22 protein-coding genes are annotated in these 21,841 nt (G+C 58.7%); all 22 read right to left on the bottom strand.

Annotation, left to right across the window (positions count from 1 at the left end):
• Positions 1–6: 6 nt before the first annotated feature.
• Entirely contained in the window at positions 7–510 is a 504-nt protein-coding gene (gene fliL / locus IB250_RS23130) for a flagellar basal body-associated protein FliL (RefSeq protein ID WP_008072628.1), read from the bottom strand.
• A gap of 225 nt (positions 511–735) precedes the next feature.
• A complete protein-coding gene (locus IB250_RS23125) occupies positions 736–2,097 on the bottom strand; it encodes a flagellar hook-length control protein FliK (RefSeq protein ID WP_192345715.1) in 1,362 nt (453 codons plus the stop codon).
• An 83-nt stretch (positions 2,098–2,180) separates the two neighbouring features.
• Entirely contained in the window at positions 2,181–2,549 is a 369-nt protein-coding gene (locus tag IB250_RS23120; protein ID WP_007894201.1) for an Hpt domain-containing protein, read from the bottom strand.
• 31 nt (positions 2,550–2,580) lie between these two features.
• Entirely contained in the window at positions 2,581–4,284 is a 1,704-nt protein-coding gene (locus IB250_RS23115; RefSeq protein WP_192345714.1) for a fused response regulator/phosphatase, read from the bottom strand.
• Between the two features lie 5 nt (positions 4,285–4,289).
• Positions 4,290–4,595: an STAS domain-containing protein gene (locus IB250_RS23110; protein ID WP_192345713.1), complete on the bottom strand. Its 306-nt coding sequence runs from the start codon at positions 4,593–4,595 to the stop codon at positions 4,290–4,292.
• A 210-nt stretch (positions 4,596–4,805) separates the two neighbouring features.
• Positions 4,806–5,255: a flagellar export protein FliJ gene (gene fliJ, locus IB250_RS23105; protein WP_063342911.1), complete on the bottom strand. Its 450-nt coding sequence runs from the start codon at positions 5,253–5,255 to the stop codon at positions 4,806–4,808.
• 6 nt (positions 5,256–5,261) lie between these two features.
• Positions 5,262–6,620 (bottom strand): flagellar protein export ATPase FliI, encoded by a 1,359-nt coding sequence (fliI, locus tag IB250_RS23100; protein ID WP_123496036.1) that lies wholly within the window; start codon positions 6,618–6,620, stop codon positions 5,262–5,264.
• Positions 6,610–7,419: a flagellar assembly protein FliH gene (gene fliH / locus IB250_RS23095; protein WP_192345712.1), complete on the bottom strand. Its 810-nt coding sequence runs from the start codon at positions 7,417–7,419 to the stop codon at positions 6,610–6,612. The genes fliI and fliH overlap by 11 nt, the downstream gene beginning before the upstream one ends.
• A 7-nt stretch (positions 7,420–7,426) precedes the next feature.
• A complete protein-coding gene (fliG, locus tag IB250_RS23090; RefSeq protein WP_007894195.1) occupies positions 7,427–8,446 on the bottom strand; it encodes a flagellar motor switch protein FliG in 1,020 nt (339 codons plus the stop codon).
• A complete protein-coding gene (gene fliF, locus IB250_RS23085) occupies positions 8,439–10,226 on the bottom strand; it encodes a flagellar basal-body MS-ring/collar protein FliF (RefSeq protein ID WP_123496032.1) in 1,788 nt (595 codons plus the stop codon). Before fliF ends, fliG begins: the two co-directional genes overlap by 8 nt.
• A 15-nt stretch (positions 10,227–10,241) precedes the next feature.
• The gene (gene fliE / locus IB250_RS23080) at positions 10,242–10,571 is read right to left on the bottom strand and encodes a flagellar hook-basal body complex protein FliE (protein WP_008072611.1); all 330 of its coding nucleotides are present in this window, start codon (positions 10,569–10,571) and stop codon (positions 10,242–10,244) included.
• Between the two features lie 291 nt (positions 10,572–10,862).
• The gene (gene fleR, locus IB250_RS23075; RefSeq protein ID WP_192345711.1) at positions 10,863–12,248 is read right to left on the bottom strand and encodes a sigma-54-dependent response regulator transcription factor FleR; all 1,386 of its coding nucleotides are present in this window, start codon (positions 12,246–12,248) and stop codon (positions 10,863–10,865) included.
• A 5-nt stretch (positions 12,249–12,253) separates the two neighbouring features.
• Positions 12,254–13,459, bottom strand: a complete 1,206-nt coding sequence (locus IB250_RS23070; protein WP_192345793.1) for a sensor histidine kinase — start codon at positions 13,457–13,459, stop codon at positions 12,254–12,256.
• Between the two features lie 128 nt (positions 13,460–13,587).
• Positions 13,588–15,063: a sigma-54 dependent transcriptional regulator gene (locus tag IB250_RS23065; RefSeq protein ID WP_007894189.1), complete on the bottom strand. Its 1,476-nt coding sequence runs from the start codon at positions 15,061–15,063 to the stop codon at positions 13,588–13,590.
• Between the two features lie 172 nt (positions 15,064–15,235).
• Positions 15,236–15,532 (bottom strand): hypothetical protein, encoded by a 297-nt coding sequence (locus IB250_RS23060; RefSeq protein WP_008006639.1) that lies wholly within the window; start codon positions 15,530–15,532, stop codon positions 15,236–15,238.
• Positions 15,533–15,542: 10 nt separating this feature from the next.
• Positions 15,543–15,938: a flagellar export chaperone FliS gene (gene fliS, locus IB250_RS23055; protein ID WP_123496026.1), complete on the bottom strand. Its 396-nt coding sequence runs from the start codon at positions 15,936–15,938 to the stop codon at positions 15,543–15,545.
• Positions 15,939–16,064: 126 nt separating this feature from the next.
• Positions 16,065–17,495, bottom strand: coding sequence for a flagellar filament capping protein FliD (gene fliD, locus IB250_RS23050; RefSeq protein ID WP_192345710.1), 1,431 nt, complete (start codon positions 17,493–17,495; stop codon positions 16,065–16,067).
• Positions 17,496–17,577: 82 nt separating this feature from the next.
• Entirely contained in the window at positions 17,578–17,943 is a 366-nt protein-coding gene (locus IB250_RS23045) for a flagellar protein FlaG (RefSeq protein ID WP_192345709.1), read from the bottom strand.
• Positions 17,944–18,014: 71 nt separating this feature from the next.
• The gene (locus IB250_RS23040; RefSeq protein WP_008072599.1) at positions 18,015–18,866 is read right to left on the bottom strand and encodes a flagellin domain-containing protein; all 852 of its coding nucleotides are present in this window, start codon (positions 18,864–18,866) and stop codon (positions 18,015–18,017) included.
• Positions 18,867–19,119: 253 nt separating this feature from the next.
• A complete protein-coding gene (locus IB250_RS23035; protein ID WP_192345708.1) occupies positions 19,120–19,389 on the bottom strand; it encodes a hypothetical protein in 270 nt (89 codons plus the stop codon).
• Positions 19,386–20,678 (bottom strand): motility associated factor glycosyltransferase family protein, encoded by a 1,293-nt coding sequence (locus tag IB250_RS23030; protein WP_192345707.1) that lies wholly within the window; start codon positions 20,676–20,678, stop codon positions 19,386–19,388. Before IB250_RS23030 ends, IB250_RS23035 begins: the two co-directional genes overlap by 4 nt.
• Before the next feature lie 83 nt (positions 20,679–20,761).
• The gene (locus IB250_RS23025) at positions 20,762–21,688 is read right to left on the bottom strand and encodes a ketoacyl-ACP synthase III (RefSeq protein ID WP_192345706.1); all 927 of its coding nucleotides are present in this window, start codon (positions 21,686–21,688) and stop codon (positions 20,762–20,764) included.
• Between the last annotated feature and the right edge of the window lie 153 nt (positions 21,689–21,841).

The following is a 21,841-nucleotide window of genomic DNA, read 5'->3' as shown; positions in this document are numbered from 1 at the left end:
GTGTTCCTACTGCAGTACGAAATTAGTGAAAAGCAATTGTTCGATCACCACTTTGCCAAGCTCTTTCTGCGCCACTTCCTGGACGCTGGCGGTGGCCTTCTGGCGCAACATTTCCTGGCCGACCGGGGTCGCCAGCGTGGCGAAATCCTGACCGGAAAACAGCATCACCAGGTTATTGCGAATCACCGGCATGTGGACTTTGAGCGCTTCCAGATCGGCCTGATTGCGGCCCTGCAGGGTGATGCTCACCTGCATGTAGCGCTGGCGACCGTTCTGGTTGTAGTTGGCCACGAAAGCCGGCGCCATGGGCTCGAAGATCGCTGGCTGCTTGCCGATCACCGCCGTTTCAGCCGCGGGGGCAGGCTTGCTCTGGGCGCTATGCATGAAGAACCAGGTCGCCCCCACGGACAAGCCGATCGCCAGCAACAGGGCCACGACGATCACGATGATCAGCTTGATTTTGCCTTTGGTTGCGGGGTCTTTCACGGGTGCTGCGTCGCTCTTAGCCATGCCAATAATCCGTCACTATTCGGGTTTTCACAGTCGCACGGCAAGGCAAGAGCAAGTGTTATGCCAGAAGTGTCTGGAGGGAGTTGAGGCGCGGAGTTAAGAGACACCACAAAACAAATGTGGGAGCGGGCTTGCCCGCGATGAGGTCGTCACATTCAACATATAAGTCGAATGTTAGATCGCCATCGCGGGCAAGCCCGCTCCCACAAGGGGTGTTGCGCTTGATCAGGCGTAGTAGTCGACGGCGCTCGAACCAATCACGCTGGTAGCCGTAGCAGCCACCTCGGCGACAGTCGCGGGAAGCTCATCATCGGCAGACTCGAGGCGACCGCCATTGGCGTTGGCACGCCCACCCTGCCCCTGTTGAGCCTGTTCCTGACCCTGCCCCTGCCAGCCACGGGACTGATCGGAAACGTTGACGTCGACCTGGCCCATGCCCTGCTGCGCGAACATGTCACGCAGGCGATGCATTTGCCCGTCGAGCGCTTCACGAACGCTTGGATGGGCACTCATGAAGGTCACCTGGGTCTGCTGATCCGGAACCATGTTCACCCGAATATCCAGGCGCCCCAGCTCGGCCGGTTGCAACTGAATGTCGGCCGCCTTGAGATTGGCGCTGGACAGGTACATCACCCGGTTGACCACCTCTTCGGTCCAACCGCTCTGATGCATGGCGATTGGCTGGTTTACCGGTAATGCATTGGCAGTCTTCGGCGTTGCCGCCTGGGTCAATGCCGCCAGACGGTTGGCGAAATCATCGACACGGGTATCGCTGCTGGCGGACTTGAGATCCTTGAGGCCGTCATCGATCAGGCCACTGAAAGCCTTCTCGCCGCCCTGGCTGGTGCTGTCCTGATCGGCTTGCACATCGAGCATGCCCGCCATGCCCGTGGCAAAGTTCTGTGCCGAAGTTGGCTCGCCGTCGACTTGAGCCGAGATCGGTGCCGCCTTGGGCTGGGCCTGGCTGGCGGGCGAAACGTGCCCGCCCTGCTCCATGGCCATGCGCAAGGCTGGCAGCGCATCGAGAGGATCGGCTTCGGGATCGAAATCCGGATCGATGGTTGCAACAGTCTGTGCCGCAGCCGCAGTAACGACGGCAGCGACAGGTGCCTCAACTTGTGATTGCGCAGTGGCCACAACTGTTGGCGTTTCCGGCACAGGAGCGGGCAACACCGGCTGCACCACCAACGCAGGATCGAGGGCCGGATCGACAGGCGCGGTATCAGCCACCGGCGTCGACGCCTCGGCCGTATCCGACGCGTCATCGCTGGCCGTCTTGTCGTCAGCCTGCGCCGGTTTATCGGCGGGCAAGGATTTGCCGCTATCGGCAACCGTCGGTTCCGGGGCGGCAGACTTGTCGTTGCTGACGTCCTTTTTGCCGACGCTGTCCGAGACTTTGTCGCGTGCGGGTTTAGCCGAGCCGTCCGCCATGGCGGAGGGTTTATTCTGCGCCTGATTGGCATAGACCTGAGCGAAGCTGGAGGCCTTGTCCCCGGGCTCGGCCGTCAGCGCCGGTGCATTGGCGGATGCGGCTTGAGCCTTGGCCGTCGTGGCGGCCTGAAGAAGGATGTTTGGGGTAACGGGCATAAAACGGTCTCCGCTGCACTGGGATCGTAGGTACAGTTGAGTAAGTTATTAGCAAGGGTCGAGCCAGCTTTGTTCGCTGGCTGCTAAAAACGCCGGACGGATGCTGGTTCAGCCAGGGAACGCTGGCGTTCCGCCTCGTAGAGCGGTCGGACAATAGCGAATTCGCCGTCAATGTCATCAATGAGCCGTTCAATGCCAACAAGACTCTTTTCTTTGGCACGCTGCTCCAGCTCACCGCACAGTTTGGCCAGATAACTGGCGCCCATGTTGCTGCTGCTACCTTTGAAACTATGGGCAGCATTCATAAGCTGCGCGGCATCCTCGGCCTTTCGCAGGACGCGTAAACGCTCTTCGGAATCGGCGAGAAAGGTATCGAGCAATTCTGGATACCCGTCCTCCATAACTTCCTGCAACGCGCTCAGCACGTCACGGTCCAGATGTGTGTCGTCCACTTGTTCACTCCTTGATCAAGAATGCCTGGCATTATGCCAGAGCCTCCCAGAAAAACTCCACGCGAGCACTTCTTCCATTATCGGACCAGGTCGCATGATCGCTCAACTGGCGGATCAAATTGACCCCACGTCCTGACAGACGGACGTCATCGACGGGACGCGCCATGACCCGCGCCACATCGAAGCCTTTGCCACTGTCTTCGACCCGGACCACCAGGCAACCGCCCTCGCCTTTTGGCGTCACCTGCAAATGCACCCGCACATAGCCATCGCGCAACTCGTCCAGGCGTGCATTGCGCTGCTGATAATAACGCGCAAAACCTGCCGCATCGCGTTTCAAACTCGAATCCAGGCCCAACACGCCATGCTCCAGAGCATTGGAATAAAGCTCTGCCAGCACACTGTAGAGTGCGCCACTCTGAGCCCGCAGACCATGCACCTCAAGCAGCAACTGCAACAAGTACGGCAGAGGATTGAAGCGCTTGAGGGTGGCGGCGCGGAACTCGAAACTCACCGACCAGTCCAGCGGGCACGACTGGCCGCTGTCGGAATACACTGGCGTCGGCGGGCTCAGTTGCGCGGCCTCCAGCAGACGGACCTCGACCATGCTCACGTCATCACGAGCCTCGCCACGAAAATCCCGCAGTGCCTGCTCGATCTCTTCAAACAGTGCATCGGGCTGACGATTGGTTGCAAACACTTGCTCCAGCCGCTCTACGCCAAACAACTGCTCATTGGCATCACAGGTATCGATCACCCCATCGGACAGCAGGAACACCCGATCGCCGACGGCCATCGGGAACACCTCGGTGCGATCATCGAAGGTTTGCGAGCTCAGTACGCCCAGCGGCAAGTGCCGCGCCGTCAGCGCCGTGCGCTCGCCACTGGCGATACTGTGCAGGTATCCGTCCGGCATCCCGCCGTTCCATACTTCCACCGACCCTCGCTGAAAGCTCAGGCACAGCAGCGCCGCACAGCAGAACATGTCCACCGGCAAAATACGTTTGAGCTTGGCGTTCATCTCGCGCAGGGTTTCGGACAAACCGTAACCCTTGGCCGTCATGCCATAGAAGACTTCGGCCAACGGCATGGCACCGACAGCGGCCGGCAAACCATGGCCGGTAAAATCACCGAGCAGCACATGCATGTCGCCAGCCGGAGTGAACGCGGCCAGCAACAGATCGCCATTGAACAGCGCATAGGGCGATTGCAGGTAACGGATGTTCGGGGCATTCAGGCAACCGGAGTGAGCGACCTTGTCGAACACGGCTTTGGCTACCCGTTGTTCGTTGAGCAGGTAATCGTGGTGCCTGGCGATCAGGTCGCGCTGCTCCAGCACCGTGGCTTGCAAACGTCGCAAGCGGTCCATCGCCTTGACCTTGGCCGCGAGGATCACCTGGTTGTAAGGCTTTGCCAGAAAATCGTCGCCTCCGGCCTCCAGACAACGGGCCAAGGCTTCGCTTTCGGTCAGCGACGTCAAAAAGATGATCGGCACCAGGGTTTCGCCGGCCAGCGCCTTGATCTGCTGCGCCGCCTCGAAACCGTCCATCACCGGCATCATGGCGTCCATCAGCACCAGGTGCGGTCGCTGCGAGCGGAATACTTCAACCGCCTCGGCGCCGTTGGCGGCCGTCAGCACTTCATGGCCCTGGCGCCGGACGATCGTCGACAGCAGCATGCGATCGGCCGCACTGTCTTCGGCGATCAGAATCGTCAGCGGTTCGAGCGACTGCATGACGGTCAACTGATGTCGAACAGTTTGTCGAAATTGGAGATGGCGAGGATTTTCTTCACATCGGAACTGCTGTTGACGACGCGAATATCGGAGTTGTCGCCACCGGCGTGATCGCGCAGCAAGAGCAACATGCCCAACGCCGAGCTGTCGAGATAAGTGGCTTTCTTCAGGTCCACCACAATGGAATCGGGTTTACTGTTGAGTTTTTCGTAGGACTCGCGAAACTCCTGATGCCGACCGAAATCGAATCGCCCCTCGATCGAAATCGTCAGCTTTTTCCCATCTTGAGATACTTCTGTAACGACTGACATTTCACGGCTTCCTTGTCATTGGCGAACGAACGTACGTGTACAAGGTTTAGCACCTGATGGGTGCTGGAGCAAGGCTGAAGAGTTGTTCGGTTTGTGAAATCGCTTTCGCGGGCAAGCCTCGCTCCTACGAAAAATGGTCGAACACACCGTTGCGCTCGACACTGCCTCTGTAGGAGCGAGGCTTGCCCGCGAAGAACGATAACGCGGTCTTCAATACGGATCCTGACGCGGCAACCGCTGGGACAGCTCATCGAGCAGCTTCTGCTCGCGCTTGTCTTCCAGTTGCCGCGCTTCATCCCTGTAGCGCTGAACCAGTTTGCGCAAGCCTTCGACCCGGGCAAACGCCTGCTGCCAGGCTTCCCGGGATTTGTTCAGGTTATTTTGGTGCCAGTTCAGGCTCTGACGCTGCTGGTCGATGGCCGTGCCCAATTGTGCGAGAAACCCCTGATAACCCAGCAACCATTGGCCCGACACGCCGCTACTGCCGCGTACGATCCATTGTTCCTGGTATTCGAGGCGGAAGTTTTCCAGGTCGGCGAGTTTGCTTTCCGCCAGGCGAACCTGGCCCTGAAAGTGCCCCAGGCGCAGGACCGCGGTCTTTTCGGCCTTTTCAGCCATTTCCACCACAGGCGCCAGTCGTGCTGCGCGGCTCGAGGCCATGACGGGTTAACCGCCCGGCGCTGGCGCAAAGATCGAAGCGAGATGGTTCTCGCTGGCGCCCATGCTGATGTTGTCGTTCAAGCCCTGGCGCAGGTACATGGTCATGGCCGGTTGCAGACTGATCGCGGTATCGGTTTCGCGATCACCGCCAGACACATAGGCGCCGACACTGATCAAGTCGCGGCTCTGCTGATAGCGCGACCAGTATTGCTTGAACGTCTGCGCGTGGTTCATGTGCTTGATGCCCACCACCGACGGCATGACCCGGCTGATGGAGGCTTCGATATCGATGGCCGGGTAATGCCCTTCCTCGGCCAGACGCCGGGACAGCACAATGTGTCCGTCGAGCACACCCCGCGCCGAGTCGGCGATCGGGTCTTGCTGATCGTCGCCTTCGGACAATACCGTGTAGAACGCGGTGATCGAACCGCCGCCCTTTTCAGCGTTACCGGCCCGCTCCACCAGTTTCGGCAACTTGGCGAACACTGACGGCGGATAGCCTTTAGTCGCTGGAGGTTCGCCGATGGCCAGGGCGATTTCCCGCTGGGCCTGGGCGAAGCGGGTCAGGGAATCCATGAGCAACAGGACGTTCTTGCCCTTGTCGCGAAAATACTCGGCGATTCGCGTGCAGTACATGGCCGCGCGCAGCCGCATCAGCGGCGCATCGTCCGCTGGCGACGCCACCACCACCGAACGCTTGAGCCCTTCTTCACCGAGGATGTGCTCAATGAATTCTTTAACTTCTCGACCTCGCTCACCGATCAGCCCGACGACGATGATGTCGGCCTCGGTGAAGCGGGTCATCATGCCCAGCAGCACACTCTTGCCCACGCCAGTACCGGCGAACAGCCCGAGCCGCTGACCGCGACCCACCGTCAACAAACCGTTGATGCAGCGAATGCCCACGTCCAGTGGCTCGCTGATCGGTTCGCGCTTGAGCGGGTTGATAGTCGGGCCGTCCATCGGCACCCAATCTTCTGCCTTCATGCCCCCCTTGCCATCCAGCGCACGCCCGGCGCCATCGAGCACCCGCCCGAGCATGCTCATGCCCATGGGCAAGCGACCGGTATCAGCCAGGGGAACCACACGGGCACCGGGGGCGATGCCGGCGACGCTGCCAACTGGCATCAGAAAGACTTTGCTGCCAGAGAAACCCATGACCTCGGCTTCAACCTGCACCGGGTGATAACTGTCATCGTTGATGACCATGCAGCGGCTGCCCATGGCGGCGCGCAAGCCTTCGGCCTCGAGGGTCAGGCCGACCATGCGCAGCAGGCGACCTTCGAGGATCGGCGCACTGGCAAGCTCCGTGGCCTCGGCGTAGCTGCCGAGGCGCTTGGCGAAGCTGGTGCGATCAAGGCGCATCGGGATCGTCCAGTGTCGGCTCGACCGGTGTAACCGCGGGTTTTTCGTCGATTGGCAGTTCCAGGCTCAGGTCCGGTGCGGCCGGGTGCAGCGCCTGATCGTGCAATTGATCGAACAGCTTGGCCATGACTTGGGTAACACGGGTTTCGATGGTGGCGTCGATACGGCTGTGCTCCGTTTCGACCCGGCAGCCGCCCGGCAACAAGGACTCGTCCTCGACAATGCGCCAGGTTTCTTCATGGCGCTCGCGCAGGGCTTTGACCTGTTCGAAATCCTGCGGATTGATGTACAGCCGCACATTGCCCACACCCAGCGGCAAAAGCTTGAGCGCTTCGCGCATGACGTGTTCGATCTGCGTCGAGTCGATGGCCAGTTCGCGCTGAATCACTTGTTTGGTGATGTGCTGCACGAGGTCAACCAGCGATTTTTCGATCTGCGTGTCCTGCTCGGCAATCGGCTCGAACAGGTTGGTCATCAGTTGCTCCAGGCCCGCGATCTTGGCCGTCAGGGCCACTTCGGCTTCCTGACGGACCTTGAGCGTGGTGCTGTGAAAACCTTCTTTCTCGCCAACGGCGAAGCCTTCGTTGTAGGCCTCCTGGCGAATGCTCTCGAGCTCTTCGAGGGTCAGTGGCTGGACTTCTTCCAGCGGCACTTCTTCCATTTCCGGCGGTTCGGGTTCCGGTTCCGGCTCGGGTTCTGGCACAAACGGGTCGAAGCTGGGCAACGACCAGATGTCGAAACCACCGACGTCCTTGGCACGGATCAGGTCGGTATTGGACTCATCATGTTTGGACGACATAGTGACCTTAGATCATCTCTTCGCCGCCCTTCCCGCCGAGAACGATTTCTCCGGCTTCGGCCATACGGCGGGCAATGGTGAGGATTTCTTTCTGTGCGGTTTCCACGTCGCTGACGCGCACCGGGCCTTTGGCCTCGAGGTCGTCGCGCAACAGTTCGGCCGCCCGTTTGGACATGTTCTTGAAGATCTTTTCCTTGACGCCTTCGTCCGAGCCTTTGAGGGCCAGCACCAGGACGTCCGAGGACACTTCGCGCAACAGCGCCTGAATGCCACGGTCGTCGACATCGGACAGGTTGTTGAACACGAACATGAGGTCTTCGATCTGACCGGACAGGTCTTCGTCGACTTCGCGGATCGAGTCCATCAGCTGACCTTCGATCGAGCTGTCGAGGAAGTTCATGATGTCGGCCGCACGCTTGATGCCACCCAGGGTGGTGCGCGAGGCATTCGAGTTGCCGGAGAACTGCTTCTCGAGAATCTGGTTGAGTTCTTTCAGGGCTGCCGGTTGCACGGTGTTCAGCGAAGAGACTCGCAGGATGATGTCCAACCGGACCTTGTGGTCGAAGTTGCCCAGCACTTCACCGGCCTGATCCGGGTCGAGGTAGGCGACCACGATTGCCTGGATCTGCGGGTGCTCGTAACGGATCACGTCGGCGACGGCGCGAGGCTCCATCCACTTCAGACTGTCGAGGCCACTGGTGTTGCCGCCCAGCAGGATCCGGTCGATCAGGCCGTTGGCCTTGTCTTCGCCCAATGCCTGAGTGAGCATTTTGCGCACGTAGTCATCGGAGCCGACGCCCAGGCTGGTCTGGTCGCCGACGATGTCGACGAACTCGCTCATCACCTGTTCGACCTGCTCACGGTGCACGTTGCCCATCTGGGCCATCGCCACGCCCACACGCTGGACCTCTTTGGGCCCCATGTGGCGCAGCACTTGCGCAGCATCGGTGGAACCGAGGGACAGCAGCAGAATCGCGGCTTTGTCGACCTTGGTCAGTTTGGCGGCAACGGCTCGGTTATCACTCATCTGCGTTAATCCACTCTTTCACGACCTGGGCCACGCGACCCGGATCTTCTGCCACCAGACTCTTGATTGCGTTCAACTGTGCGTCATAGCCTTCGCTCGGGCTCGGCAGCAGGATGCTGGTCGGGCCACCAAGGCTGACGCGGTCGTTGGACAGTTCGCCGTCCAGGCCGCCCATGCCACCGAGCTCCACGTCGCTGCCCAGGCCTGCAAGTTGCTTGTCTTTGCCGCCACCGGTGATGTTGTTGAGCACCGGACGCAGCACACCGAACACCAGCACCAGGATGAACAACACACCCAGCACTTGCTTGACGATGTCCCAGAACCACGGCTGGGAATAGAACGGAATCTCGGCAATCACTTCACCGCGCTCGGCGGAGAACGGCATGTTGATCACACTGACGCTGTCGCCACGGCTGGCGTCGAAACCGACGGCGTCCTGTACCAGACGAGTGAAGCGCGCCAATTCATCGGCGCTCCACGGCGCGCGAGTCGTTTCGCCGTTGGCCGCGTTGACCTTGACCTGATCATCCACCACCACCGACACCGACAGGCGATTCAAACGGCCCTGCTGTTGTTTGGTGTGACTGATGGAACGGTCGAGTTCGAAGTTCTTGGTGGATTGTTGACGCTTGTCCGCCGGGTACGGCGCCAGCATCGGCTGGCCGGTGGCCGGGTCCATGATTTGCTGACCGTTGGCATCGAGCAATGGCTGGCCTGGTTGCACCATGCCGGCCGACGCGGTGGCGCCACCGGTGGTTTGCGGCGCCGAGGCTGGCGATGGCGGCTGGTTGCTCAGGGCACCCGGCACACCTTGCGGGCCATTGCTGGCGGTGCGCTGTTCGTTGACCGATTGCTCACTGCGCAACGCCGGCTGATCCGGGTTGAATTGCTCGGAAGTCGACTCGACGGCGCTGAAATCCACATCGGCCGACACTTCGGCTTTATAGCGATCATTACCCAACACCGGTTGCAGGATGTTGTGTACCCGCTGGGTCAACATGCTTTCCATGCGACGACTGTAATCGAATTGCTTGCCGGCCATGGTCAGTTCGGAGTTTTCCGCCTGATCCGACAGCAGGTTGCCCTTCTGATCGACCACTGTGATCTGCGACTTGCTCAGTTCAGGAACGCTGGTGGCAACCAGATTAATGATAGCGACGACCTGGCCCGGCTCCAGCGAGCGACCGGAATAGAGTTCAACCAGAACCGAAGCGCTGGGCTTGCGCTCGTCACGCACGAACACCGAACTTTTCGGAATCGCCAGGTGCACGCGGGCACCCTTGACGTTGTTCAGGCTGGAAATGGTCCGGGCCAGTTCGCCTTCGAGGCCGCGACGATAACGGGTCGCTTCCATGAACTGGCTAGTGCCCAGCCCCTGCTCCTTGTCGAGGATCTCAAAACCGATGTTGCCGTCGCTGGGAGTGACACCAGCGCCCGCGAGCTTGAGCCGCGCACGGGACAGGTCATCGGCCTTGACCAGCAAGGCACCGGAGTTCGGTTCAACGGTATAGGGGATGTCGGCTGCGGCCAGGGTTTCCATGACCTGCTTGGCGTCCATACCGGCAAGGCTGCCGTACAGAGGCCGGTAGTCTGGCTGCTGGGACCACAACACCACGGCAAAACCAATCGCCACGCTCGCGGCCAGGCCGACCAACAGGCCCACCTGACGCAACATGGTCATCTCGGAGAGGTTTTCCAGGAAGGACAACCCGAACAGCGGCGGTTTGCCGTCTATTGGAGTGGCCTTGGCCGGAACATTATCGGCGATTGCTTCTGCCATGACTCAATCTCGTCCTTAAACCGGCATCTGCATGATGTCTTGGTATGCCTGAACCAGCTTGTTACGCACTTGGGTCAACGCTTGAAAAGACACGCTGGCCTTCTGCGAGGAAATCATCACGTCCGTCAGATCGACGCCGCTTTTACCGATCTCGAAAGCACTGGCCAACTGATTTGACGCCTGCTGGGTGTCGTTCACTTTATTGACGGCCTGACCGAGCATGTCGGAAAAGCTGCTGCCACCCAATTCAGGGACTGCGGCAGTCGATTTCGGCGCAGACATGGCATCCATTTGCATGGAGCGCATATCCAGCATCAACCGATTGAATTCAATACCTTGGCTCATGGTTTCTCTCTTTGACGAAGCTACGTCTCTGGCTACCCGCAATTTTTTGACACTCACTCGGCGGGTAGTGAGGTGTTAGCAACAAGGGTGCCAGCTCGGTGATCGCTTTAAACAAAAGCCTTCCGGATCTTGCTCAACCTTGAACCACCGCAAAACAAATGTGGGAGCGGGCTTGCTCGCGAATACGGTTTCCCATTCAACAGAGATGCTGGCTGGTTTACAGCTTTCGCGAGCAAGTCGAATCGTCGCACCGCCGCTCCCACATTTGGATCGGTGTTGCTGCGTCAACTTTCAGGTGGCGAACAAGTAGCCTTCCACATCCATACCGGCGTCACGCATTTGCGCCAGCTTGTAGCGCAAGGTGCGCGGGCTGATGCCCAGTCGCTCGGCGGCTTCTTTGCGACGGCCACGCTCGGAACGCAAAGTGTCGATGATCATCTGAAATTCACGGCGCCGCAGGTCATCGCCGAGGGCGCCCGCCGATTCAGCTTCGACGTCCACCGTACGTGTGGGGGGCGACGCCAATGGCGGCAACGGCGCACACGCCACAGGCCCGGTCAGGCAAAAATCCTGCGGCTGGATCAAACCGCCCTGCTGCAGAATCAAGGCTCGCTGGATCGCGTTATCCAGCTCACGGACGTTGCCCGGCCACGGATAAGCGATCAGGCAAACTTGCGCCTCGGGCGAGAGCTTCGCCGCGGCATGCTTCATTTTATTGACGTACTTGGCCAACAGTCGCTCGGCCAGCGGCAGGATATCGGCGGTGCGCTCGCGCAGCGGACGCCAGGCCAGCGGGAACACCGAAAGGCGATAGTAAAGATCTTCGCGAAAACGCCCCGCCGTCACTTCGGCGGCAAGGTCACGGTTGGTGGTAGCCACCACTCGAATGTCCAGCGTGATCGGCTTGCGTGCGCCGACTCGCTCGACTTCACGCTCTTGCAATACGCGCAGTAATTTGGCTTGAAGGCCGAGGGGCATTTCGGAGATTTCATCGAGCAGAATCGTGCCGCCATCGGCCTGCTCGAACTTGCCGGCCTGCGCCGCAATGGCGCCAGTGAACGAGCCCTTTTCGTGACCGAACAAGGTGGCTTCGAGCATATTGTCCGGGATCGCTGCACAGTTGATCGCAATGAATGGCTGACTGGCGCGATGAGAATGCTGATGGATGTAACGTGCCAGCACTTCCTTGCCGGTCCCGGACTCACCGGAGATCAACACCGTGGAGTCACTGCGTGCCACCCGCGCAGCCAGTTCTAGCAATTGCGCACTGGCGGGCTCGAATGCCACGGGCCCTTCACTCTCGGTCACGCCCAGATTGCCCAGTGCGTGCCGCGCCACCAGGTCGAGCAAGGCTTTGGGCTCGAATGGCTTGACCAGATAATCCGCCGCGCCCTGACGCATGGCGTCGACTGCGCGTTCGACCGCACCGTGAGCGGTCATCAGTAATACAGGCAGTTGCGGCTGACGAGCCCGCAGCAATCCAAGCAGTTGATGACCATCCATGCCCGGCATGTTGACGTCGCTGAGCACCAGGTTAAATGCCTCGGCGCCGACCGCAGCCAGCGCCTCTTCCGCCGAACCGACCGCTGTGTAATCGTGACCGGCAAGGAGCAGCGTATCGGCCAATGCTTCCCGTAGCGCGCGGTCATCCTCGACCAGTAAAACCTTGATGGCCATGTCCTTCACTTCGCTCCCTGAGCGCTGGGTTGTTCAGCAGAAAAAAGCGGCAAGATCACCTGCGCGCAGGTGCCGCGACCCGGCCGCGAGCGCAATTGCAATTCTCCCTGATGGGCACGGGCGACTGCCTTGACCACGGTCAGGCCCAGGCCGGTGCCGGTGGTTTTAGTGGTGAAAAACGGTTCACCCAAACGCGCCAGTACCTTCGTGTCGATACCGCTGCCGCTGTCGCTGATGCACAAGCGCAGGTTGTTGCCGCGGGTATACAGGTGAACCTTTAAACGAACGTCGCCGGCGCTGGCCTGGATGGCATTCTCGATCAGGTTGAGGATCGCCCCGACCAAGGTGTCGCGATTACACAGCAACTCACCGGCGTGACTGTCACACTGCCAGCGAATCGGCAAGTCCTGAACGTGGGTCAGCGCTGCCGCTTGCAGCGACTGCATCAGCATCTTGGGGCTCACGCGATCGGTCAGCGGCAGCTCGCCGCGGGCGAACACCAGCATGTCGCGAACCTGGTGTTCGAGTTCATGCAGACGCTCTTTCAGGCGCCCGGCAAAACGTTGCTGGGTCTCGACCGGCAACTGCTGCTCAGTCAAATGACTGGCGTAGAGCAACGCAGCGGACAACGGCGTGCGAATCTGATGAGCCAACGAGGCAACCATACGCCCCAGAGACGACAGGCGTTCGTGGCGAGCCAGTTGATCTTGCAGATGACGGGTTTCAGTCAGGTCGTTGAGCAGCACCAACTGACCGGGCTCGGCGTCCAACGAACGCGTGGCGATCGACAGACGTCGACCGTCCTTGAGAGAGATTTCGTGGCCGTCGTCTTCGCGCGGTGCAAAGCATCGCGCAATCACATGACGCCACAGCTCGCCTTCGAGGGGCAGCCCGAGCAGTTCACTCGCGGCGGGATTTGCTTCGCGCACGATGCCTTGGGCGTCGATGACGATGACACCGCCGGGCAACAGATCGAGGAGATTTTGCAGGCGATTAGCCAGACGTTCTTTTTCCGCCAGCTCCTGCATGCGCTGAGCACTGACCACCGCCAGCTCGCCCTTGAGCTCGGTGACCCGGGCTTCGAGCATGCTGTAGGAATCGGTCAATTGGCTCGACATCTGGCTGAACAGCGCAAATGCCTGCTCAAGGCCAAGCCGGCTTGCCTGCTCTACGGACGACGGTTGCCCCGAAGCATCAAGGGCAGGAGACATCTGGGCGGCTTGGGGCATCGGGCTCTCTCGCGTGGTTGACCGTCAGTTAAACGGAACGTTGCGAGGGATGTAGCAATACCCGTGCCTAAAAAAAACCACCTATAAATGAAGGAGTTGAAAAACAGGCGTCAATCATCCGCCTGTTCATCACCGTCACGACGACTCATGCCGTACTTGCGCATCTTCTCCACCAGCGTGGTACGACGAATACGCAGTCGTTCTGCCGCCCTCGCCACGATGCCATTAGCATCATCCAACGCCTGCTGGATCAGCCCTTGTTCCAGACCACCGAGGTAGTCCTTCAAGTCCAGGCCTTCCGGTGGCAGCAGGGCATTGGCGGTGAAGTCCGGGGTATGACCGTTAATGGCCACCCGCTCTTCAAGATCGCTGCGCAGGCTGTCGACCAGTTGCTCGTCTTCGTCATCGACGTAGCGGAATTTCTTCGGCAACTCGACCACGCCGATCACCCCGTACGGGTGCATGATCGCCATGCGCTCCACCAGATTGGCAAGCTCGCGAACGTTGCCCGGCCAGCCATGACGGCACAGCGACATGATCGCCGCCGAATTGAAACGGATCGAACCGCGCTTCTCGTGCTCCATGCGCGAGATCAACTCGTTCATCAGCAGCGGAATGTCTTCGACGCGTTCGCGCAATGGTGCCATCTCGATCGGGAACACGTTCAAGCGATAGTAGAGGTCTTCGCGGAAAGTGCCGATCTCGATCATGCTTTCGAGATTCTTGTGGGTCGCCGCAATGATCCGCACATCGACGCTTTGGGTCTTGTTGCTGCCCACGCGCTCGAAGGTGCGTTCCTGCAAGACGCGCAGCAGCTTGACCTGCATCGGCAACGGCATGTCGCCGATTTCGTCGAGGAACAGTGTACCGCCGTTGGCCAGCTCGAAACGCCCGGCACGACTGGTGATCGCTCCGGTGAAGGCACCCTTCTCATGGCCGAACAATTCGCTTTCGAGCAACTCGGCCGGAATAGCACCGCAGTTGACCGGCACGAACGGCGCATCACGCCGCTTGGAGTGGTAGTGCAGGTTGCGCGCGACCACTTCCTTGCCGGTCCCGGACTCGCCGAGGATCAGCACGCTGGCATCAGTATCGGCCACTTGCTGCATCATCTGACGGACGTGTTGAATCGCCCGGCTGGTGCCGACGAGGCTACGGAAAAGATTGGGTTCACGGTGACGACCGCGCTCACGCGCCTGGTCATACATCTCGCGATAGACCTGCGCACGGTGCAACGAGTCGAGCAATTTGCTGTAGCTGGGTGGCATTTCGAGCGTCGAAAGCACTCGACGACGCTGGTCTTCCGGCAAGTCAATGGAAGAATTATCGCCCATTAACAAAACTGGAAGGAACTCATCCCAGGTTGAGAGTGTCTTTAACAGGCCCAAAAGTGCACCAGGAGCATTTACCGTCCCGATGAGGACACAGATTACTTCACGACTTGATGACAAAGAGCCGACAGCCTGCTGCCAGTCATGGCTGCCACAGGGTAAATTTTCTTCGCCGAGAAAATTTAAAATCACCGCCAAATCGCGGCGGCGGACGCTATCGTCATCAATCAGCAGAATTTTGGTTTCACGCCACATGCAATAGCAACTTCCCTAGTCAACTCAATGCCCAAAATGAGGGGCAAGCTAGACGCTTGCAGACACGTTATGCCTGTAGACGCCTGAAATCTGGAACCAGCCACTAGTTAAGTCAAAAAACCGTGCACAGTCAAATTTATGGCGCACTATGTTTGGATTAACTGAGGGTTAACTACCCAAACAGATGGTAAACCTTTGCCGCGCTCTGCGCTTGGTGGATCTGCGACATCTCGTCGACTATCGCCTGGCGCTCCCCCGTCGCCGCCTCCAGAAGCTGTTTATACACCCCCAGCAACTCCTCAAGGTTGTCGCGCAACGCGGCCTCGTCCACCGAAGCTTCACTCAAGACGTCTTCCATGCAGGAACGGCAAGCCAGGTCCAATTCACCAATGGCCTCCCAGTTGCGCTCGGCCAATGCACCGACGAGGGCATCGCGGGTTTGTTCGATTCGCTGCAAGACAAGACTCATGGTGATCTCCTTAAAACTGCGGACCCGGCGCGGCAATGGCATCCCAACCGTCTTTGACCGTGCGAAGCAGGTCAGCGACTTCGTCGAGAATTTTTGGATCGGTCTTGAGATTGGCTTCAGCCAGGCGCTTCATCATGTAGGTGTAGAGATTATCCAGCTCAGTCACCGAGTCGGCCTGATTTTCCAGATCCAGACCTTCACGCAAACCACCGATGATGCCGATGGCCTTACCGATCAGAACACCTTTATTCGGAATATCCTTACGCTCCATCGCGCCTTTGGCCTGGGCGATACGATCCAGGCCGCCTTCCATCAGCATCTGCACCAAACGATGCGGGCTGGCTTCGGAAGTTTGCGCCTGAGCGCCAATCTTCTGGTATTGGCGAAGGGCTAACATTGGATTCATGTTGTACCTCATCAGAAATCTGTGGTTCGTATAACCAGTGTATCGACGACGCGTCAAAAAACTTTAGATTCAAAAACAAAAAGCCCGGAGCGTGTGAACGCTGCCGGGCTTTTGGCACTGTAAAGGTTACGAGTTCTTCTGTTGCGCGGTCATCGCTTCAAACATCGACGTGATGTTGCTGGCTGTCGCCTTCAACTTGCCGACCAGGGTGTCCATGTCGTTGTACTTTTTGGTCAGTACCGCGGTCAGGGTCTCGATTCGGCGATCCAGGGCTGCCTGGTCATTGCTCAGCTTTTTCTTGGTTGAATCGAGGCTCTTGGCACGCGCATCCAGGATCGAGTCGACTGCTTTGCCATTGACGGTTTTACCTTCGGTGTAAGGCTTGATCGCATTGTTCATACGCTCAATCAGACCGTTGGTACCGGTGAACAGTGTCTGAACCTCACCGCCCAGCTTCTTGTCGTTCATTGCAGTGTTGAACTTGGTGCTGTCGAAATCCAGTGCGCCGGTCTTCTGGTTAGTGGTGATACCCAACTGGGAAAGCACGGTCAGCTTGTCGCCGGCACCGGTCTGGGACAGTGGGCCCCGCAAGGAATCCAGAATCGAACGTGGCAGCGGATCACCGGTCAGCGCCGCGGAAACGGTCAGCTTGCCATCGTCATCCAGGGACGGCTTGGTCAACGAAGTCACAGCGTTGGCGACGGCGTTGTACGCATCGACGAACTTCTGGATCGACGCCTTCAGACCATCATTGTTGGACGCCACGGTGACGGTCGACTTGCCCGTGGTGAGCAAACTCAGGCTCAACCCGGAGATCGTCTTGTCGATGGTGTTGGACTTGCTGGTCATCGCCAGACCGTCGACGCTAAACACCGCGTCCTGGGCCGGAGCACCAATAGCCCCCGAAGAAGTGGCAGTCGGCGGGGTGGCCATCGGGGCGGTCCCATCAATTTCCAGACCGGCAATACCGCTGGCAGAAATGTCGGAACCCGCGCCAGTCGTCGTGGAGCCCAGCACCAGGCGCGAGCCGAAGCTGTCGGTCACAATGTTGGCGCTCAAGCCACTGGATTGGTATTGGCTGTTGATCGAATCACGCACCGATTGCAGCGTGGCGCCTGCGCCCACAGTTACCGGATAGCTTTTGCCATTTTGCGTGATGGTCAGCGTGCCAGCAGGGATCGCACTGGTTGTACCACCGGCAAACGCAGCAGAGGCGACTTTCGAGGAGGTGGCCAGTGCGGTGACGTCGACCACGTAATTACCGGCGACAGCCGTGTTGCTGGACGTAGCGGTCAACACTTTTACATCGGACGACGTCGCGGCGAAACCCGTGAACTGAGGGGTTGTCGTACTACCCAGATCGGTAAGCGCTTTCTGAAACGTAGCCAACAGCGACTTCAAGGTACCAATCCCGGAAATACTCGCCGAGTTAGTGGCGGTTCCACGATCGATCTGACCTTGCTTGGCCGCTTTGTCAGCGTTTACCAAGGCTTTGACGATAGCACCAGTATCAAGGCCGGAACCTAAACCTGTGCCCGGTAGAATTGGACTTGCCATGTGGAACTCCCTTCAGTGTGTCGCCGGCCTTTTGACCACTACAACGCCCAAAAGAACATAGCAACAAAATTCGTGCCAGTTGTCAGGCCTTAGCGCTGAACAACAAGCTGCTTGCATCATTCAAACTATTGGCCAGTTTCAGGACTTCTTCGTTGGGGATCTGACGGATCACCTCACCGGATTCGCTGGCAATGACTTTGACGACCACTTTGCCCGATGGCTCATCGATCGAGAATTCCAGGTTGCGCTTGACCGACTGAACGAATTTTTCAATTTCCTGAACAGCCATCTTCAGTTTGTCCTGCTCGGTCTGTTCGCTCTTCTCTTTTTCCTTCACGACAGCTACTGGAGCAACTACCGCTCGAGGCTTCTCCGCCGGCTTGTCGGCAACAGTCGTCGCCTGCTTGGCCGCAGGATAAGACAAGTTCAGCTTGACGCTCATATCCATGTCCATCACCTCTTAAAGTAAAAAGCGAGAGAGCGCGACAAACGCACTCCCCCGCCAAAACGCATCAGCTATTACTGAAGCAGTTTCAGTACAGCGGATGGCAGTTGGTTGGCCTGAGCCAGAACTGCGGTGGAAGCTTGTTGCAGAGTTTGTTGCTTGGTCAGCTGTGCAGTTTCAGCAGCGAAGTCGGTATCTTGTACGCGACCCAGTGCAGCACTGGCGTTTTCGTTGATGTTCTGCAGGTTGGAGATGGTGCTGGACAGACGGTTTTGTGCAGCACCGAGGTCAGCACGGCTGGAGTTGATCTTGGCCAGAGCGGCGTCGATTTTGGTCAGCGCGTTGTTCATCGAAGCTTCGGCGGTTGCCGAGTTGTTACCAGTGATCTGAACGGTAGCCGAGTCAACCGACAGGGTAGCTGCGTCGAAGCCGCTGTCCAGGGTCAGAGTGATCTGGTTGGTAGCGCCGGTGTTGGAACCAACCTGGAAGGTCATGGTGCCAGCGGTGCCGTCGATCAGGTTCTTGCCGTTCAGGTTGGTCGACTTGGCGATACGAGTCAGCTCGTCCGACATCGAAGCGAATTCTTTGTTCAGAGCAGCACGGTCAGCAGTACCGTTCGAGTCGTTTCGCGATTGAACAGCCAGTTCACGCATACGCTGCAGAATGTTGGTCGATTCTTGCATCGCGCCTTCAGCGGTCTGAGCGATCGAGATACCGTCGTTGGCGTTTTTGATAGCCATGGTCTGACCGCGGATCTGCGAAGTCATACGGGTAGCGATTTGCAGGCCGGCAGCGTCGTCTTTAGCGCTGTTGATTTTCAGGCCGGAAGACAGGCGAGTCATCGACGTCGACAGAGCGTCGGAAGCGCGGTTCAGGTTTTTCTGAACGTTCAACGATGTGACGTTGGTGTTTACTGTTAAAGCCATGACGAATTCCTCGTTGGTTGGGTACTGCGGCTTCCGGCCCTGGCAACCGCCGGGTATGGCCTAGAGAACCTTCGTAATAGTTATCGTCGGGATTGGAACTTGCTTTAGGGGATTTTGAAAAATATTTGCCATCACGTTGCCACCCTCCGCAAATCAAGGGCTTGGCTGTGTTCAAGCAGCGAAAAAATGACGTCAGGGAAATGCCGGTGACAGACTGGCGAGGACTCGCCTGCACCGGCAGAAGGGAAATTGTTTAAATGGACAGACTGTCGCGCAGCAACTGGACCAGTTCGTATTCCAGATAGTCCGCCAGCGCCAGCCAATTTTGCGCCTCCTGGCATTCGAGCATCTGGCCGAGCAACAGCACCCACTGCTGCTGAACAACCTGCGGCGTCAGATCAAAGGACGGTTGCACCGCAACGATCAGCTCGATCATCGCCAGCCCGGCTTCTACATCACGTCCCAAACGGAACAATGCCGCGCATTGCTCAGAGTCGACGACAAAGGATTCAAGCCCGCTCATGACACCCACTCCGGATGAAAAGCCGTACCGGCAATCATCGCGCCTGCCCGGCTGCTGTTATAGAAGCGCACCTGAGGATGCCCTGCGATAAAGCGCTCCAGCTCACACAGGTAACTGCGAAAATTGAGCTGGGTCTTGATGCGTTGACCGTTACCATCGAGCACCCAATGCTTGGCGGCGCCCAGTTGCGGTCCCAGATCGCCATCGTTCCAGCCCGCATGGGTCTTGTCATTGGGAAAGGCAAAGTCGGCACCGAACAAGGTGATCTGTGCTGCGCCCATCTTCACCGCAAGGTCTACCGCGGGATGAATCACGCTACCGCCGACATACAGTTCGCCTTTGGGCTGTTGCCGACGCATCTGCTGGTAAATCGGGCTGGCGGAGTAACTGGCATAGCGCGGTCCCTGCCAGGCTTCAAGCACTAGGGGATCGACCATGGGCATATACGCCAGGATGATATCGGTCGTGCCTTCATAGGGTAGATGCCGTGCCGAGATGCGCTGGTCGATGCTGACCACCACATCAGGTCGGATCCCGTGATCGATCAGTGGTCGGTAAGCCGTATCGACACAGATGAACAACGGCCGTTCGGCCTGATTACGAATCGCGAGCAAGGTCTCGAAATGCTGCTCAAGGCTCGGGCCCGTGGCAATGACGAACACCTCCTGCCCTTTGCGCCAGCCGAATAACTCGGCCACATCTCGATCACCCTGCACCAGTTCCAGACTCGCCTGCAAGCGTTCGACGATGTCCGGAGCCTGAGGGTCGAACTCGCGATTATTGAACGCCAGGTGGGTTTCGCTGATCAGGCGATCGCGGATCTTGGCATTGAAGTCATCGGCCAGCACCAGCTCGGACGGCAAGGCAAAGAACGGCAGCTGAATTTCTGCCAGATCACCGGCATATAACAATTCAACTCGCGGATCGCTGAGCCACTGCTGCTGATCGAGCAATTGCAGCACCAAGGCAAACACCGCACCGTTGAGGATGTGCACATACAAACGCTCGAGCCCGGCGCGCTGTAGCAACTTCATCTGCAGATCGCCAAGACCAGTGCCGTAGACATGCACCACCGGACTGTCGATGGGCAGGCTGTCGGCCTGAAGCCTGGCCTCGCGGGTGCGGTCATGGCGACTGGTCAGCTGGATACCGTTGATGCTCAACGTCGAGCCCAGGCCTTCGACCAGATCGGCCTGCAACAGGCTCGCGTCTTCAACCAGCAAGCGCGCAGACAGCAGCGGCCAGCGGCGCTGTATGACCTCGGCGTTGCGCTCAAAGAACTCGCTCATGGAGCCTCGCTTTTCATTCGGGCAAAAAAATAGCGTTCAAGGTTACACCTTGAACGCTTTTTTTGTGCCTGGCTTTTAGAAGCTCAAGGACGATAGATGATCGCCGACCCCCAGGACAAACCAACACCGAAACCGCTGAGCGCCACGCGCTTCCACTTGGAATCGAGCACGTGTTTTTCCAGCAGCAACGGAATGCTCGACGACACGGTATTACCGGTTTCGACCATGTCCTTGATGAACTTCTCAGGCTCGCCCTCGAAGCGTCGCGCCACCGCGTCGACAATCGCCGCGCTGCCCTGGTGAATGCAGAAGGCATCGATATCGTCAGCCGTCAGGCCCGAGTCGCCGAGCAGCTCATGCAAATGCGCGGGCACTTTGAGCAGCGCGAAGTTGAAGACCTGACGACCGTTCATGAAGAACACCCCGTCGGAAACCTTCAGGTGCGGCGCGCCGGAACCGTCGGTGCCGAACTTGGCCTTGCCCAGCTGCCACGGGGCATCTTCGCCCATCCAGGTAGCGGTGGCGGCATCGCCGAAGAGCATGGTGGTGTTGCGGTCTTCCGGATCGACGATCTTCGAGTACGGATCAGCGGTCACCAGCAAGCCATTCTTCAGGCCCGCGGCTTCCATGAAGCCCTTGATGGCGTAGATGCCGTAGACGTAACCCGAGCAGCCCAGGGAAATATCGAACGCTGCCACGGTCGTCGGCAGGCCCAGTTTGTCCTGAACAATGGCAGCAGTGTGCGGCAGACCTTCTTCGTCACCGTTCTGGGTGACGACGATCAACACGTCGATGGCTTCACGCTTCAAATCGGGATTGTTGGCGAACAGCGCGTTGACTGCTTCGACACACAGGTCCGAAGTTTCTTGCCCCGCATCTTTGCGCGGCAGGAAGGCCGAACCGATTTTACCCAGGATGAATTCTTCATCCTTTTCGAATTTTGCACCTTGTGCGTAATTGTCCACGCCGGCTACAGGAACGTAGCTCGCAATGCTCTTTATGCCAATCATTACGGCTTCCCAATAATAAACAGCCCAATACCACCGCTCGCAAGGAATCGAGGGGCGCCGACAAACAACGAATAAACGTCGCCCTCAAGGGGGTGACAGCGGGAAGAATAAAAGGCCATCACTGGGCTAAAAACAGTCCAGGCGCCATCTCCC

This window comes from Pseudomonas sp. PDM09 (assembly GCF_014852305.1).
Classification (GTDB): domain Bacteria; phylum Pseudomonadota; class Gammaproteobacteria; order Pseudomonadales; family Pseudomonadaceae; genus Aquipseudomonas.
Note: the sequence above shows the minus strand (reverse complement) of the source record. Positions and strands in the feature narration are given on the sequence as shown.